Genomic DNA, 16230 nt, shown 5'->3' on the forward strand with positions numbered 1-16230 from the left:
TTGGGTACACTCTATTCCGCTTATCACGGCTGGACGTGGGCAATCCAGTAGGCCCGGCGGCCCACTGGTCAGGAGGGAGGTCGGATCGAGGTCTAATCACGAAGAAGCTGTTACAACCCCAAGAATAGCTACGTAGGTCAGGCCGTGGAGGAGTTGGTCGAGACCGAGCGCCCACCAAAATGGCGTGTCGTGGGATGACCAGCCGCTGCGCTTTACCGTCTGATCCTTCAGCCAGTCCAGATGATAATGCACGATGAACTCACCCGCCAAAATGGCGCCAGCCAGTCCGAGACCGATGGAGGGAAAGAGCAAAAATACGGGCGCCGTCAGCAGCACGTGGGTCAGGCAATGAGTAAAGCCTCCCAGGGCGCCGTAGGTACCTTTGGTTTGCCGCTGATAGCTGGTTTGCAAAAGGAAATCGGCCACCGCGTGCTTGACGAGAAGGTAGGCCATGGCAGCGAGAATTAAGTGCGCTTGGCTCAACGTCTGTGTCCCGCTGTCATCGTTTTGGTTCCAAGGCGGCTCGATTGCACGCCAGCCTCCCATCGGCGGAGGCGAGAAGTACGCAAGGCCACCCCTGCCTGATGGGGAATGTCCTAGGTACCGCAACTTCAACAAAGATAGACCTGTTGGTACCGGCTAGGCTGTTCCCTAGGGAACACCATGAGCCCACGCGACCCAAATGCCGCAGCGGCGGGCTGAGCTTTCGCCCAACCCGCGCCTCTTCGGACCGCTCGTCAGGTTGTGCCTCAGCACCCTGATCAGCGCAACTGCATCTTGCGTCCGGCGCCGGGGACTTTGAACCCGCCCCCGCGATCTCCCCCTTTGCCGGGAAGCTTGAAGCCGGGAATCTTGATCTTCGGCGTGATGATGATCTTTGGCAGGTTATCCAGCTTCGGCTTTGTCGTGCGACGCGGTGGATCCTTTTTCGAGGGCTTCTCCGGCTTCACCTTCTTTTCGGGCTTTGGCTGCCTGACCTTGATGCGCACGCACCGCTTGCCGACCCTGTGCATCCCGTCCGGACAAGCTTTGGCAGGAGGCGTCACCTTGGGCGGTTGTGTTTGAGGCTCGTCGTCACGGTCAGGCATGCACCCGCGCCGCGTGCGATGTTTACCGGGCGGGCATTCAACCTTGTCGGGGACGCAGATGCGGCCAACGCGATGTTTGCCTTCTGGACAATGCGGGCGTGGGGAACCTCCCGACGGCGTATCATCACGATTATCCTGTTCGCAACGATTGAGCTTCCTGTTCCAAGTGCTGCCCTTGGCGCATGTGGTATCGAGCGGCAGGCAGCGGCGTGCGACACGGCTGTATCGCGTACCCTCCGGGCACTCCCGGATCTCTTCGCACCGGTGCTTGCGCCAATCGTACCTCTCGCCGTCTTTGCACGGTGGCCTTACGGGCAGACAGGTGTGCGTGGTGGCGTTCCAACGGGTTGCCGGCGGGCACGTCTGTCCTACGGGGATACAGCGATCCGTGCGCGACGAGGTGACCGTGCCGAACGGACAGCATGATCCGTCGTCTCGGCGACGCTCGCGGTCGGGGCAGACGGGATCGCGCGTCACGCAACGGTCGCGCTTGCTGTCATATGTCGTCCCACGCGGGCAGCATGTACCGTCGTCACGTCGGCGCGCGGGATCGAAGCAATGCGGGCTCACAGGCACGCAGCGATCAAGGTCGTCATTCCAACGGCGACCCTTCGCACAGGGACAGGTGCTCCCCACCCGCAAAATGCGACCGTCCGGGCAACGCGGAATTGGAGGAGGGATCAAGGTCTGGGGCGGCTCACGCGATTCCTGCTTCTTGGGCGAGATCGCGGGAACATGCACCCACACGCAGCTCGGATTACCGTCGCCCGCGCCAAACCCCGGTGGCAGCGGCCCCGGCGGCAACAGCATAGGATCAAGCGCGCCAAAGCAGTTTTCCGCCCAATAGCCGCCCGGAGCCGGCATCGTGACTTCGACCCAGTGGATGTGGGTCTCTCCGGGCATTAGAGAAAGATGCGTCTTGCACGTGAAGGGGAGCTGGTTGGTGTCTCCGGCATCGCACGCGATGGGAGGATTGACGCTGGTTACGGGAGCGCCGGACACGGCACCTGAGACGAACATCGCATCGGCGAGCAGAACATCACCGTCGAACGGCATCATTCCCGCATTCGAGATGCTCAGACCAAACTTGCACGGCTGGCCAGGCATGCAGATGCCTGGGCCGAACTTTTCAACCACGATACCCGCGCCACCTTCTGCGCATGCCATGAAATTTCCAGCGGGATGCTTGAGCGACGCGCAGTTGCGGATGCCGAAGTTTCCTTCGAGAACCAAGTCGTGCGTATCCACCCACACCACGATCTCGATGGAGTCTCCTGGAGCAAGCAAAGCCGCGGGAATAATGCAGGCGAATTCACCGTCAGGCGCACTCGCGCACATGATCTCGGGAATGGGAACCTCGAAATCGCCGATAGGAACGAGGGCGCCGGCGTCGGGACCAGCCAGGATGCGTGTGACGTCGGTGATCTTGAAATCTTCTTCCGCCGGTTCGTCTGAAATGTTGCGCACTTCGATCACGCAACGGATCTTTGCGCCTGCAGGACCTTCCAGGCAGTGCTTTTCGATGATGATACCGGGGTCGTCTTCGGGAGGATCGATGCCGATCACTTCCTCTGTAACCAAGGGCGCCCCGCTTTCGCGCGTTTTATAATCGCATGGTGCGAGAATGGCGACGTCACCGATATGTCCATAAGCCTGCGCGTCCTCGTAGCGGCCGTCGTAATCGACAAACCAGCTCTCATAGGGCGGCTCGTTTTCCGGGCGAACACGCGATTTGTACACGCCCTGGAGACCATGCACGATCCGCGCGCCACCCGTCGACACGCGCACGACGTCCTCGCCTTCGCGCAGGTGTTCGCCCGTGGTCCACATCGTCTGACGACATTGGCCGTAATCGATGTTGCCGTTCTTGTCGTAGCCGTACCCGAGCGCAACGCCGCCTTGGGTGCTGCGATAGGCATCCGCAAGGCCTACGGCATATTCCTCGGGCGTTTCGGCCCAGCGGCCCGCGGCTTCATCCCACTGATATCGCAGCACGCGCGCATTATTTGGCGCTGCAAACGCCGCGTAGTCGTAGCTGCCAGAAGGCATGCCGCGTTGGGCGAGATACATCATGCCCGCGCCATCGAACGTGATGTCGGAGATCTGCGTGCCAGCCGGAACGTCTGAAGGTTCCAGCTCGATGCGCGCATCGGTGCCGAAGTCGCCGTCATCATCAATGCTGACCGACCAGACAGCGGGACCTTCGGCCAGTGCGTAATAAAGTCGTGCGTTGCTGACCGCCACGCCGAAGACGCGGCGACGCTCGTCGGCAAAGCCCCAAGTCGCGGAATCCTCCGTGTCGAACGACGGACTTGCGATATCCATCCGGCGAGAGGCGTCATATGCGACAGCGTCGAGTCCCTGGCGTGTGCGCCCCTGCGTCCCGTGGTCGAAGACGCCGCGCGCGGTGCCGTCGAGCGCGAAGCGATGGATGAGGCCGGTTTCAAGGTCTGAAACAAAGAGCTGTTCCGACTTCGGGTCGTAGGCGATGTTGCCAAGACCTGGGCCGGCATTGTCGCTATCGTCAAATCGCACATTTGCAAAGAGGGTGACCGCCCCGCTGCGGCCATCGATCTTGTAGATGGAGGCCGGCGTTCCGCCCTTGCCAAATTGCCCCTCCATCCATTGCGCGCCCGGCGCACCGGTCAGTAACCGGTCGAAGTCGCCATCTTTGTTGGGGGCAGCAATCTGCAATCCGAATAACGACGTGGCTGCGACGTAGACATTGGGAGGCACATCGCCTTTGGGTGCATCCATGGTCACGCCAAACACCTGTCCGATGTCGCGCGCATGGACGGCAAAGCGTTCCGGCGCGTTGGCGAGCTGCCCCCTCGGTGCGGTGCCAAGGGTTGAGAGATCGAAAATTGTGAGCGTCTTGCCGTTCGGATCGATGAAGGTACGGTCGAGAGGATGGACGTCCTCAGGCACGGGCTCCCGGGTCACGACGCCGCCGAACGCCGTCACGGCGGCATCGCCCCGTTTGATGATGGCGTCTTGCGCCGAGGCGGCGTTTCCGAATGCAAAAACAAGAGCGCAAACTGAAAGTAGCGTACGCAACACAACGGCCTTGATGATTGGCCTCACTATATGATCGCGCTCCATCTTGGTCCCGTTTGCGATTGTCCGGGGGCTCACACAACGTCGGTGCAGCGGCATGTTGTGCGTCAGCGTATCATCGAACATCGTCATTCTCCAATTGTCCTGAGCGGATTAGCAAACCGTGATCCGGGTCCGCGCACCCGGTTGGTCGCTGCTCCGCTTAGACAGGTTCAAAGAATAATGGCGATGAGGCTGGCGGGGATACGTTTGCTGGGGCGATTTCTCTCCCCGCGCCCTGGCAAGCTTGGATCTTCTCTGGCAAATTCAGCGCAACAATCATGCGAGAGCCGATCGGTCCGTCCGTGCTACAAAATAAGTTAATACGGATTTGAACCTTTTGGCGGCAATCGCGACCAAAGCAGCAAGAGTGGCGGAAGAGCCCATGACACTTGGCGAACACGGCTCCGATGATCGAGCCCTGATCCGGCAGATTGCAGTAGGCGACGCCAAGGCGCTCGAAAGGCTGTTCACTCGAAACCAGACGCGCGTATTCCGCTATTTGATGCGGATCGTGCGCAACGAGGCGATTGCGGAGGAACTCTTGAACGAGGTTTTTCTCGGCGCATGGAATGGAGCCAGCCGCTATGAGGGCCGCTCCGAGCCGTCCACATGGCTGTTGTCCATAGCGCACAACAAGGCCGTCAGCGCCTTGCGCAAGAAGCGTGAGGTGTCGGGCTATGACGAGGAAACCGCCGGGCAGATCCCCGATGAGGACGATACGCCCGAGGTTGTCTCCCAGAAACTCGACAAAGGCGCCGCGATAAAGTCGGCGATGAATGCGCTGTCGGCCGAACACCGGGAAATCCTCGACCTCGTCTACTATCAGGAACAGTCCATCGCAGAGGCTGCGGAAATTCTGCAGATACCAGAAGCGACGGTGAAGACTCGCATGTTCTACGCCCGCAAGAAGCTGGGAGAGATCCTGAAGGCCCGCGGCGTCGACAGAGGATGGCCATGAACATGAGCGAAGAAACCGAAATTCTGTCTAAGGCCGATGAGTTCGCTGCCCTTCTGCCGTGGTACGTCACGGGGAAGATCTCGGCCGCGGACCGCGCGAAGGTCGAAGCTTATCTTGCCGCTGATCCGCAAGCGCGCGCGCAGCTCGCTGTGGCACGCGAAGAAGCCGACGTTATCTTCACAGCGGATTCCTCAATCGAGGTACCTCACGCAGCGCTCGACAAGTTGCTGGCGAGCGTTGCCGCCAGCCCGAGTGCGCGTCTCCGTAGTGCGGGCAGCTCCATCATGGAGCGGTTCGGATCGTTCCTCGCCAGTCTTGCGCCACGGCAGCTTGCCTATTCGACATTGGCGGCCGCGCTATGCGTCGCTCTGATCGCAGGGGCCACCGGTATGCGTTTTGGATCGACACCGGCCGGTTATGAGGTCGCGACTGGCCCTTCAAGCGGCACGCAACAGACCGGCACTTTTGCGCTTGTCAGTTTCCAGCCTGCTGTACCGGCGGCGACGCTGTCTGCGTTCATGGCAGAAAACAAGTTTGCGATCGTGGACGGCCCGCGCGCAGGCGGAATGTATCGCTTGCGAATTTCCGACACCGTGTTGAGCAAGGACGAGTCCGAGGCGGCGCTTGGGAAATTGAAGGCGCGTAGCGATTTGTTTTCGTTCGCGTCGGCCGCGCCCGCCAAGTAAGTAGCCTGTTTTAGACGAGGCATGTCATGCTACGTGCAATGCGAATTCGGATTATTCCGACCGTAATCCTGGCAGCGATGTTGGCGCTCCCGATGACTGCTGCTCAAGCGGCAGCCGGGCGCGACACGCCAACGCCCAACAGCACTGCCGATGGAGCGCCAAATTCCACAAATCCAGCCGACGGTGCCGACGTCCCAGATCGCGGGCCGAAGGATAAGCCGGAGCGGCCGCCTCAGACCGGTGACGTTCCACCCGGCGGGCGGGGTCCAGGCGTGGGTGAGTTGCCGCCCGCCGTCGTCATACTCGATCTGTTGCGTCGACTGCCTACTTGGCCGCCGCGCGGTTCCAACGATACGGGCGACCGACCGCAGGATGATGGTCCGACAGAGCCGCCTTCCCGCGACGGCGGCACGCGGCCTGATGGACCTCGTGTCACGCCTCCTAGACCGCCCCGCGTCGTGGTCGTCGCTCCCGGCGTTCCGTTCGTGCCCAAGCCGCAGCCGCGCGGCGCCGGTGCGCCGCCTGTCGTGACCGGAGCAACAGGGCCTGACGCGCTGGATAGGGAAGTCATCGTCACGCTGCAGCCCGGTGCGGATGATGCAATGGTGTTTGCGCTCGCGCAGGATTTTGGTCTCGATGGACAGACGCTTTACAACTCCGCTTTGCTTGGAACGCGGGTTGTGCGCTTTCGCATTCTTGACCAGCGCACGGTCGCGGATGTCGTCCAGCAATTATCGGGCGATGCACGCGTTGAGATAGCCGCACCCCATTATGTCTATACGGCCAGCCAGGGTGCGGCGAAGCCTCTCCCCGTTCCTCAATATGCGCCGCAGAAGCTACGCCTTTCAGAAGCGCACGAATTGGCACAAGGCAAGCGCGTGAAGATCGCAGTGATCGACACAGCGGTTGACGCCGCTCATCCTGTTTTTGGCGGCGCGCGCATCGCGACGTTCGACGCGCTAGGCGGTGGCAAGGGGACGCCTGAAGCGCACGGTACGGCGATTGCGGGAATTCTTGGTGCCCGCGCACAAATGGAAGGTGTGGCGCCCGCCGCAGACGTTCTGAGCATTCGGGCCTTCACCGCGCAAGGTCAGGCGTCGGCACGTTCCTACACGCTTGCAATTCTCAAAGGGTTGGATTGGGCTGCGCTCAACGGTGCGCGCGTCATCAATATGAGTTTCGCGGGGCCTGCCGATCCGGTGCTTGAAAAGGCGATTGCTGCGGCAGATGCGCAAGGCATCGTTTTGGTTGCCGCAGCGGGCAATGGCGGCCCTAACGCAAAGCCCGCCTATCCGGCGGCGTACGACCAGGTGTTAGCCGTTACGGCGACGGACGATCGGGATGATCTTTACAAGGATGCCAATCGCGGATCCTACGTTGCGATCGCGGCACCCGGGGTCGACATCGTTGCCGCCGCGCCTGGTGGCGCCTATGATGTTTCGTCGGGCACGTCGCTGGCCGCAGCACACATCTCCGGGATTGCGGCGTTGTTGCTGGAACGCAATCCAGCATTGTCGCGCAAGGACGTGATGGAGGCGTTGAGCGAAAGCGCTCACAAGGTGGAAGGAGACGCGGCGAAGGACACGGGTGCCGGTGTGGCAGACGCGGCCGGTGCTGTCGGAGCCGTCCACTGAAGGCCTTCAGCCGCTCTGCGCATCGCGATCGTGATAGACGTGCAAAACCCCGCTCGGATCGCGCACGCTGAAACGGCCGTCTCCCAGATCCGTCACGTTGGCTTCGATTTCGACCTTGCCGTGCCCGCCCGGGATATCGAGAACGTAGGTTGGAAGCGCGATGCCGGAAAGTCGTGTGCGCAGCGCGTTCATCAGGGCTTTGCCTTCTGAGATGCCGGTTCGCAAATGCGCGGTGCCCGGCGCCAGGTCGCCGTGATGCAGGTAATAGGGTTTGACGCCGTTTGAGACCAGCGTGCGCATGAGCGTTTCGAGCGTGTCGACGTGGTCGTTGATGCCCTTGAGCAGGACTGTCTGACTTAGGAGCCCAAACCCTGCGCCTTCCAAGCGCGCGATTGCCTCACGCGATTGCGGCGTCAGCTCCGTTGAGTGGTTCGTGTGGATTGCAACCACGATGCGTTTGCCTCGGGTGCGCATTGCCGCGATCAGTTCCGGCGTGATGCGGCCTGGATCGACGACCGGCACCCGCGTATGCCAGCGCACGATCTTGACGTGTGCGATATCTGCGAGCGCGTCAGTCACTTGTGCTATGCGCCGAGGTGACAACATCAGCGGGTCGCCGCCGGTGACGATCACCTCCCAGATTTGTGGATTGTCCACGACGTAGGCGAGCGCGCGCTCAAACTCCTCACCCGAGAGCGCATGCCCCAGGTTCGGACCGACCATCTCGCGGCGAAAGCAAAAGCGGCAGTAGACGGGGCAGATGTGCGCGAGCTTTAACAGCACGCGGTCGTTATAGCGATGAACAATGCCCGGCACCGGCGAGTGGGGGTGGTCGCCGATAGGGTCTTCGCGCTCTTGGGGTAGGGTTTTGAGTTCGCGGACGTCGGGCACGAACTGACGCGCAATCGGATCGGCGGGATCGTGCCGATTGATGAGATCTGCCATTGTGGGCGTGATCGCGATGGCGTAGCGCGCACCAACCGCGGCAATGTCTTCGCTGCCTTCGGCTGTGATCAAACCCGCCTCGACGAGATCTTCCGCTGACCGCAACGTGCGCGCAACCGTCATCGTGGGGGCCATTCCTTCGTGTCATGGTCGGGATGCTGGTGCGACACGATCTTGTCCAGAAATGGCGCGGCTTCGATGTCTTCCAAGGTGTGCCGGGTGGGCAGCGTCGGGATCTTGTCGGTGTAGGGCAGTTTACCTTCGATGCCGAACTGGATGACGGGCACGACGTGTTCTGGATGATCGAAGGCGCCGATTGCGAGCGCCACGCCATCGGGAGCCTCGTAGGTCAGAGGGGTGCCGCACTTGTCGCAAAACCCGCGCGCGACGAAGTTTGAAGATCTAAAATGCGCCGGCGTTCCGCGCGTCCACGTCAAAGTCGCGCCCTTGGTAGAAACAAGCGGCGCGTAAAATGCGCCGAACGCCTTTTGGCACATCCTGCAATGGCACACAGACGCATCGCCAAGCTCGCCCTCGACGCGAAAGCGGATGGCGCCGCATTGGCAGCCGCCGGTTTGAACGTGATGATCGCTCATGGGTCCATTCTCTCAATCTTCCCGCAAGTTGTCGTTTGGTCGCGAAATGCGGCAGCTGTATCGGGCCCTTACTTGCCGAGGTCGGGCATAGGTGTCCAGAGGACTTGATCGATGTGCATCGCCCCAGCCGCCAACATGACGAGCCGGTCAAAACCGAGTGCACAGCCAGATGCGGGCGGCATATGGGCAAGAGCGGCCAGGAAATCTTCGTCGATCGGATAGCGTTCGCCGTATATCGCTTCCTTGTCGTCCATCCAGCTTTCGAACCTGCGGCGTTGTTCGGCGGCGTCCGTCAACTCTCCAAAGCCGTTGGCGAGTTCGACGCCACAAACATAAAGCTCGAAGCGTTCGGCAATGTTGGCATGTGCAGGATGAGGCCGGGCAAGTGCGGCCTCCTGAACCGGGTATTCGCATAAGATCTCAGGACGGAACTTGCCAAGCTCAGGCTCGATTGCTTCGATCAGCACTTTGGAGAAGATGTCCGACCACGTGTCGTCATCGGAAACCCGATAGCCGCGCTGCTCGGCGAATGCAGCGAGAGCGCCGCGATCGACACCTGCACCGTGCACGGTATGTTCCAAGGGAATGCCGGCATAGCGATCGAAGGCGTCGTAGACGCTGAGCCAGTCATACGGCTTCATCACATCGCAGGCGCGAGACCGCCAAGACCATTGCGCGCGACCCGTCTGGGCGGCGGCAACTTGTAGGATCTGTGCGCAGTCCTCCCACAGCCCTTCGTAGGATGCGCCTGTCCGGTACCATTCGAGCATGGTGAACTCTGGTGCATGTAGTGCGCTACGCTCGCGATTGCGGAAGGCGGGTGCAAAGGCAAAAATCTTGTCCTCGCCTGCCGCCAGCAGCTTCTTCATGGCGAACTCGGGCGAGGTGTGCAGGTAGAGGTCACGGCGGGTTAGATCGCTTCCGACCAACTCGGTTTTGAAGGCGTGCAGATGGGGCTCGTTGCCCGGCGAGACCTGCAGGCAGCCCGGTTCGACCTCGGTAAAGCCCTGTGCCTCAAACCAGGCCCGGATGGCGCTTTTGATCCTCCCGCGGGCAGCCAGAAAGGGCCGGCGGTCGGCGTGGCGGCCCCGGTCCCACCAGGCGGAGGGGCCATTTTCTCGTTTAATCATCGATATTTTGCTGCCGCTTGGGTTGCTGGGCTTTGGCCGCACTTGGCCTTCTCGTGCGAAGCAGGTATGAAGCCCGCAGAATTCCATTCCATCCCGGTGCCGTCCAGGGCCAAAGTCAGGCCCAGCACGCCCATTAGCTAATGAACGGAGTCCACCTCGTGGTGAAGGTTATCGCAAGCTCGGTCCGCAAAGGCAACGTCCTGGACCTCGATGGCAAGCTGGCTGTCGTCATGCACGCCGAGAATATCCATCCAGGCAAGGGTACGCCCGTCACGCATCTGGAAATGCGTCGCATCGCCGATGGCGTGAAGGTCACGGAGCGCTACCGCACCACCGATCAGGTCGAACGCGCCTATCTCGACGAGAAGGACTTTAACTACCTTTACGATGACGAGATGGGTTACAACTTCATGCAGCCTGAGACCTTCGATCAGATCACCATCCCGAAGGACGTGGTCGGCGATCAGGCGCAGTGGTTGCAGGAAGGCATGACGTGCCTTGTGTCGATGCATGAAGGCGTACCGATTGCAATCGAATTGCCCGCGCGTGTTACGCTGGAGATCGTCGAAGCCGACCCGGTCGTGAAGGGACAAACAGCATCGTCGTCTTACAAGCCTGCAAAACTTTCCAATGGTGCGCGCATCATGGTGCCCCCGCACATCGGTGCCGGCACGCGCGTCGTCATCATGACGGCCGATGGGTCCTACGTTGAGCGCGCCAAGGATTAAGTGCGCAATTCGCCTTTAGGGTTTGATACTTTCGAAGGGGGCTGCGGGTTATATCGCGGCCCCTTTTTGAACTCCGCACCTGCTTTTTTACTTTAGTGCAAAATGTCGAACCATTAACAGAGCGGCCATGGCACAAGCGAACGTTGATTGTGCGCGCGAGCTTGCAAGACGGTTTGGCGTGATGATCCGGTTAAGGATACGACACACGTGAATATACTCGGACTGGTTTATACATCCCATGACTCAGGCCTGGCGCTACTCAGCGACGGAAAACCCAGTCTCATTCTGGAAGAAGAGCGCTTCAACCGCATCAAGCACACACTGAAATATCCGCGCTTGGCGCTGAACGTGTTGTTCGGCCCAGATGGAACGATGAACCTGGATGACGTTGATGTCATCACTTGCCCATGGGACATGAAGCGCATTCGTTATGCGCTGCTTTCCGCTGTGTTTGCCGACATGCCCGCCAGCCTCAATCTGCTGCGTTCTGAGGCCCATCGCACGCATACCGTCGGCCTGCTCAATGTGCCGAACCGCTTGAAGCTGGGGCTGTGGCATCAGTTCGGTCTGCGCAAACTACCTCCCGTCGTGCAGGTGGGGCACCACGAAAGCCACGCCGCGATCTATTTCGTCTCTCCGTTTGAGGAAGCAACCGTTCTTGTCGCTGACGGCTATGGCGATGATGGCGCAACCAGTGCTTGGACCGGGCGTGGCAATCGCCTAAATCGGCAGTGGTCAGATCCGATGTTCGATAGTCTCGGTATGCTTTACACCTGTGTGTCCGAGCACTTGGGCTTTCCGTCCTTCCAGGAGGGCACCGTCATGGCGCTCGCCGCTATGGGCGGCCCGACCTACAAGGACAAGTTCAAGGAGATGGTGCGGCTGCTGCCGCAGGGTCGCATCCAGATCAACAAGGAGCTGATCAATTATCCGACCCACGGCCTCATCGAGCCCTTCAAGCCGAGGTTTTACGAATTGTTCGGACCGCGGCGCAAACCGAATGAGCCGCTCACAGCTCACCATCACGATATCGCCTGGGCTTTGCAGCATTGGACGGAAGAAGCCTTGCTGCACATGGCGCGCGAACTCTACCGCGTCAACAAGAGCAAGAATCTCGTGATCTCGGGTGGCGTTGCACTGAACTGCGTCGCGAACGCGCGCCTCTTGCACGACACCGACTTCGAAAGGGTATGGGTGCCGCCGGTCGCTTCCGATACCGGGGTGTGCTTCGGTTCGGCGCTCTATCACTGGCACCAGACGCTGGGCAAGCCGCGCGAGTTCGAACTGACACATGCTTTCTACGGCAAGGCCTATTCCGATGATGAGATCGTCAAGGCGCTGAACGAAGCAGGTCTTCAATATGAGCGCATGGAAGAAGGTGCGTTGCTCAAGCGCGTTGCACAAGACCTCGCGGATATGAAGATCGTTGGATGGTTCCAGGGCCGCGCCGAGATCGGACCGCGCGCTCTGGGCAACCGCTCCATCCTGTCGTCGGCGACGACGAACAAGATGAAGGACCTCATCAATGCGCGCATCAAGCACCGTGAGGCGTTCCGTCCTTTTGCGCCCGTCGTGCTTATCGAGAAGCTGGAGGAGTACTTTGAATATCATCACCCCGATCCGTTCATGACGGTCGCGCCGATGATCCGCAAAGATAAGGTCGCGCAGATTCCGGCCGCCGCCCACGTTGATGGGACCGGACGTATCCAGACCATCGATCGCAAGGCCAATCCGCGCTATTATGGTGTGATCGAGGAGTACGAAAAGCTGACCGGAATTCCGGTGATCTTGAACACGAGCTTCAACCGGCAAGAGCCCGTTGTGAACGCGCCAGCCGAGGCAATCTCATGTTACCTGCGGACGGACATGGATCGACTGGTGCTTGGAGACTTTTATATCTCAGACCGCAACGAAGCTGCGATCGCGCGCGCGTTTGAAAAATTCAAGAAGGTCGCGTGAATTTGGTGAATTGAATGTGCTGCAAAACGAAAAGGCCGCGGATTTGCCGCGGCCTTTTCGTCATCAATTCTCTGCGGGGCGTCTGGGCTCAGAAGGCCTCAATCCTCGCAACGATCCTCGTACTTGTCGCAAGCCCACTCCTGGCCATCATCGCATTTATCCATCAGGCGGGCACAGTAATTGCGACCCTGACGCGCACGATCGTTGGCACGCGCTGCTCCCGAAATAATCGCCATGGTGGCGAGACCTGCAGCGACGCCGATAGCAACATTGCGTCCAGTGTGCTTGCCAGCGAGGGCCTCCGAATGGAACGACGTCATAGCCATGGCAAAGGCGAAAAGCGCCATCGTTGCAATCGAGAACATTTTCATGTCGAGCATCCTATACAAGCATTAAATTTTTCAGGCGGATAATCCGTGCTGGGCACACATGATATCTGCGTAACGTCAACACGCAAAGTGGACGGGTGAAACATTAACAGCCACGATCCAATTGACCACTAACCAAATGCTCTTGTGGTTGCTATTTTCTCACGACGGATCATTTTTCGGGATGTCTTCAGCTTTGGCTGGATTCTTCAGGCTTGTTGAAGATCAACCTCTGGTACACGAGGCCGATGCCGATGAGCACCGCGCCCAGGCAAATGAACGAAAGCGCTCGCCACAGTCCGCCTATCCCGGCCAAATCGTACAGCGTCACCTTCAGCGCAGCTAAGGTTACCAAGACTGCAGACGCAATTCGCGCCTCCAGCGACGAACGCCACAAGCCGTAGGCAAGGAGAACGATTCCGAGCATCAACCATGCGACGGACATCGCCCAGCTCTCAGGATCCGACGTGTTGAGCCATTGTGCGATGCGTGAGCCGTGGAATGCATGGCGCGTTTCCAGCGTCACATAGAGAAAAATCAAACCGACAGCGAGCACGCCAGCAGCGCGCGTATACCACAGAGGGCGGAAATTTCGCGCGTGCCGCGCAACGTAAAGGGCGCATAAGCCCGGAAGTAGATAAGCAGGCAACAACGTCGAGATGATCGTGCGCCCGCCAATTTCATCACCCGTGAAGTAGGGGTTAGCACCTACCAGCAGTCCGAACATTGCAATCGCGATGGCGACAGCGCCGAGCACCATCGAGGCAATATCGAAAACCGGATTGCGCTTGGCGAAATTCATGCGTGCCAGTCCCAATGACATGAGCATGGCGACGAGCGCTGTTAATCCGGCTTCGACATGCCCAACCGCGGGTTGCAAAATGTCGCCGTCGTTAAGGAAGTGTCTTATTTCAAAAAATGCCAGCAAGGCTGTGAAGGACACCGCCAGGCTGTCGCAGATGCGTACCGCCGTTGTCTGCTCGCTGCTGCGTTCCAATAGCCGGGCGGACTGCCAGAATGCTAGCGCGGGAACGCCATAGCCAAGTAGCAGCCAGTTAAAGAGCGGTGTGGCGCCAACTCCTTCACGTCCCATGATGTGCGGATCCCACGCAAGACGCGCCGCGATGATGGCACCCAAAGCGGTGACCACGTGCCGCAAAAGAGGAAGCCCGCGAAGCGACGCTACATAGGCTGTCCCCAGGGCTGTGAGCGCAAGGGCGACGGTGAGATAGCCGCGCGACAGGCTCGCGGCCATCGCAAATCCCAAAGCGCCAATTGCGGCAGCGGCGAACGCGCCGGCGGCGAAATGATATGCGGGAACGGAGTTGTCGCGATCAGCCTTGTCAAACTGCGACGCGATCACGGCGTAGACCGCCGCAAGCGATGTGCCTCCGAGTGCAAACGCAATCGAGGTGTCGAATTGCGTGACGCGCAGATACGCTAGGATGAGTGCAAGTAAAGGCGAGAGTGTTGCAGCGGCGGCGTAGATCGCCGTCGTCGGGACCGGGAGCAGCGGACCACGCCAGATACGATATCCCGCAATACCGGCGGGCAATAACGTCCACCATGCGGATGCAGCGAGGTAGTTCGATACGTTATCGGGCAGGCGCAGCAAGCGCGCAGCATAGGGTGCAAGCAATGTGCGATCAGGCGGCATGTAAAGTCCGGGCCACATCGACAGAGCAACGAGCGCCGTCAGTCCCGCCAACGCGACGGCAACGGCGGCAGGCGGCGATAGCCATCCGGTAAAAGTCAAGATTGCGATGGCAAGGATAAGAGTGGGGCTCCACTGCCACGATGAGAAAGGTACGACCGTCAGATAGGCGACGATGAGAACCGTCACTACCGCCAGCGCACCCAACGCAGCCAAATCCGTTTTGGCTTCACGGTCGCGTTGTCCCACATGCGGTTCATACGCGAAGAAGAACGCAACCAGCGCCGACTGCGCCAGTACGTGGGCCATTGTCGCAGTGGTATTGGGGTCGTCGCTTGTCGCGCCGAAGGCAAGTCCAAGCATCATGCCGAGCCCCCACGCTGCCGCGCCCACGAGCGTGCAGACCGCAAGCCATAGCCATCCGCGCGTGCGCGAAAGGACGTACGCCGCTGCCGCCACAACAGCAAAGTAGATTGCCAGTGGCCAGAAGCTCGGAGAGTCAGAGGATACGAGCGCAGGAGCTGCGAATGCGCCGACGAGGCCGAGACCGGCGAGTGCGGGCCCGTGCAGGGCCGATGCGAGCATGGTGAGAATGCCTGTGGCACCCAACAGCACAAATGCAGCTGCGGGGCCGATGAAGCCGTAGAGCGCGTGCGCCGCGTAGATCGTTCCAAAGGCGACGATGGTTCCAGCCGCTGTGAGCACACTCGGAATATGCGCTGGTGGTATTGCGTCTGTTGGAAGCGTCCACTTGAAGTCGTGGCGGCGCATCCATTCCGCCCCGCCGATCAAAGTAGCGGCCAGGAGCGCGCCCAAGAAAATGCGCACGCCGGGACCGATGAGTCCGGCCTCGATAGAATAGCGCACGAGAAAGAGCCCGCCGAGTGCAAGTGCCGCACCGCCGGCCCAGACGGCCCATCGCGTGCCGACGACTTCCTCGAAGCTCCCGCGCGTAGGTGGCTGGGGTGTTTCCGCGCCGCTCCCGGCAGCCGATTTTTGTCCGCCCGTAACGGCAGGCACGCTTGCAGCCGGCCCGACTGGAACTGGCAATGGTTGTGGACGGCTCGGACTTGTCTGCACCGGTTCGGGTTTTCCCGGCGTGGCGGGTTGTTCTTGAAGCTCCGGTTCTTTTGGCGCTGGGCTCGTGCGCGGCGTGGGTTGTGCTTCGGTCTCGGACGCGGAGCTGGGTGTCGGTTCGCTCCTGCCTCCGAGTGGCGCACGCCGGTTTGTAAGGTCGTCGCGCAAACCGTCGATCGCACGCTCCATATAGTCGAGGCGCGTAGCAAGTTTATTGATGCGGTTGCGAGCCCGGAGCGACATCACGAATGCCGCGATCAGCAGTAGTGAACTTATGAAGCCGCCAAGCAGCATGCGATGCGATCCTG

12 protein-coding genes are annotated in these 16230 nt (G+C 60.3%); 5 read left to right on the top strand and 7 right to left on the bottom strand.

Going from position 1 to position 16230, the window contains the following annotated elements:
• Positions 1 to 96: 96 nt before the first annotated feature.
• Together R3D51_14720 and R3D51_14725 are read right to left on the bottom strand one after the other, a co-directional pair.
• Complete coding sequence (locus R3D51_14720) at positions 97 to 483, bottom strand: DUF3307 domain-containing protein (GenBank protein MEZ5900735.1); 387 nt, start codon at positions 481 to 483, stop codon at positions 97 to 99.
• Between the two features lie 278 nt (positions 484 to 761).
• Positions 762 to 4277 carry a hypothetical protein gene (locus tag R3D51_14725; protein ID MEZ5900736.1) on the bottom strand — a complete coding sequence of 1172 codons (3516 nt, stop codon included), beginning with the start codon at positions 4275 to 4277 and terminating at the stop codon, positions 762 to 764.
• 292 nt (positions 4278 to 4569) lie between these two features.
• Here R3D51_14725 and R3D51_14730 point away from each other — a divergent pair, with 292 nt between their 5' ends.
• The 3 genes from R3D51_14730 to R3D51_14740 are packed head-to-tail and all read left to right on the top strand — an operon-like array spanning position 4570 to position 7465.
• Complete coding sequence (locus R3D51_14730) at positions 4570 to 5145, top strand: sigma-70 family RNA polymerase sigma factor (protein MEZ5900737.1); 576 nt, start codon at positions 4570 to 4572, stop codon at positions 5143 to 5145.
• Between the two features lie 2 nt (positions 5146 to 5147).
• On the top strand, positions 5148 to 5831 hold the full coding sequence (locus R3D51_14735) for a hypothetical protein (GenBank protein ID MEZ5900738.1): 684 nt from the start codon (positions 5148 to 5150) through the stop codon (positions 5829 to 5831).
• A gap of 26 nt (positions 5832 to 5857) precedes the next feature.
• Positions 5858 to 7465 carry a S8 family serine peptidase gene (locus R3D51_14740; protein MEZ5900739.1) on the top strand — a complete coding sequence of 536 codons (1608 nt, stop codon included), beginning with the start codon at positions 5858 to 5860 and terminating at the stop codon, positions 7463 to 7465.
• A gap of 6 nt (positions 7466 to 7471) precedes the next feature.
• Here R3D51_14740 and R3D51_14745 read toward each other — a convergent pair whose 3' ends face one another.
• The 3 genes from R3D51_14745 to epmA form a co-directional block, all read right to left on the bottom strand.
• Positions 7472 to 8533 (bottom strand): lysine-2,3-aminomutase-like protein, encoded by a 1062-nt coding sequence (locus tag R3D51_14745; protein MEZ5900740.1) that lies wholly within the window; start codon positions 8531 to 8533, stop codon positions 7472 to 7474.
• Positions 8530 to 9006, bottom strand: coding sequence for a GFA family protein (locus R3D51_14750; protein ID MEZ5900741.1), 477 nt, complete (start codon positions 9004 to 9006; stop codon positions 8530 to 8532). The genes R3D51_14745 and R3D51_14750 overlap by 4 nt, the downstream gene beginning before the upstream one ends.
• A 68-nt stretch (positions 9007 to 9074) precedes the next feature.
• Positions 9075 to 10136: an EF-P lysine aminoacylase EpmA gene (epmA, locus tag R3D51_14755; GenBank protein ID MEZ5900742.1), complete on the bottom strand. Its 1062-nt coding sequence runs from the start codon at positions 10134 to 10136 to the stop codon at positions 9075 to 9077.
• A gap of 158 nt (positions 10137 to 10294) precedes the next feature.
• On the opposite strand from epmA, the gene efp reads away from it, so the two are divergent.
• Together efp and R3D51_14765 are read left to right on the top strand one after the other, a co-directional pair.
• Positions 10295 to 10864, top strand: coding sequence for an elongation factor P (gene efp / locus R3D51_14760; GenBank protein MEZ5900743.1), 570 nt, complete (start codon positions 10295 to 10297; stop codon positions 10862 to 10864).
• A 207-nt stretch (positions 10865 to 11071) separates the two neighbouring features.
• Positions 11072 to 12823, top strand: coding sequence for a carbamoyltransferase C-terminal domain-containing protein (locus tag R3D51_14765; GenBank protein MEZ5900744.1), 1752 nt, complete (start codon positions 11072 to 11074; stop codon positions 12821 to 12823).
• A gap of 98 nt (positions 12824 to 12921) precedes the next feature.
• Here R3D51_14765 and R3D51_14770 read toward each other — a convergent pair whose 3' ends face one another.
• Both R3D51_14770 and R3D51_14775 read right to left on the bottom strand, forming a co-directional pair.
• A complete protein-coding gene (locus R3D51_14770; GenBank protein ID MEZ5900745.1) occupies positions 12922 to 13194 on the bottom strand; it encodes a hypothetical protein in 273 nt (90 codons plus the stop codon).
• Between the two features lie 187 nt (positions 13195 to 13381).
• Entirely contained in the window at positions 13382 to 16216 is a 2835-nt protein-coding gene (locus R3D51_14775) for a DUF2339 domain-containing protein (protein MEZ5900746.1), read from the bottom strand.
• Between the last annotated feature and the right edge of the window lie 14 nt (positions 16217 to 16230).

This window comes from Hyphomicrobiaceae bacterium (genome assembly GCA_041397645.1).
Classification (GTDB): Bacteria; Pseudomonadota; Alphaproteobacteria; order Rhizobiales; family Hyphomicrobiaceae; genus Hyphomicrobium_B.

Bases quoted from the DNA above. Each gene is read 5' to 3' on its own strand.
- R3D51_14725 (MEZ5900736.1), bottom strand. From the start codon at position 4,277: ATGACGATGTTCGATGATACGCTGACGCACAACATGCCGCTGCACCGA.
- R3D51_14730 (MEZ5900737.1), top strand. From the start codon at position 4,570: ATGACACTTGGCGAACACGGCTCCGATGATCGAGCCCTGATCCGGCAG.
- R3D51_14735 (MEZ5900738.1), top strand. From the start codon at position 5,148: ATGAGCGAAGAAACCGAAATTCTGTCTAAGGCCGATGAGTTCGCTGCC.
- R3D51_14740 (MEZ5900739.1), top strand. From the start codon at position 5,858: ATGCTACGTGCAATGCGAATTCGGATTATTCCGACCGTAATCCTGGCA.
- R3D51_14745 (MEZ5900740.1), bottom strand. From the start codon at position 8,533: ATGACGGTTGCGCGCACGTTGCGGTCAGCGGAAGATCTCGTCGAGGCG.
- R3D51_14750 (MEZ5900741.1), bottom strand. From the start codon at position 9,006: ATGAGCGATCATCACGTTCAAACCGGCGGCTGCCAATGCGGCGCCATC.
- epmA (MEZ5900742.1), bottom strand. From the start codon at position 10,136: ATGATTAAACGAGAAAATGGCCCCTCCGCCTGGTGGGACCGGGGCCGC.
- R3D51_14770 (MEZ5900745.1), bottom strand. From the start codon at position 13,194: ATGAAAATGTTCTCGATTGCAACGATGGCGCTTTTCGCCTTTGCCATG.
- R3D51_14775 (MEZ5900746.1), bottom strand. From the start codon at position 16,216: ATGCTGCTTGGCGGCTTCATAAGTTCACTACTGCTGATCGCGGCATTC.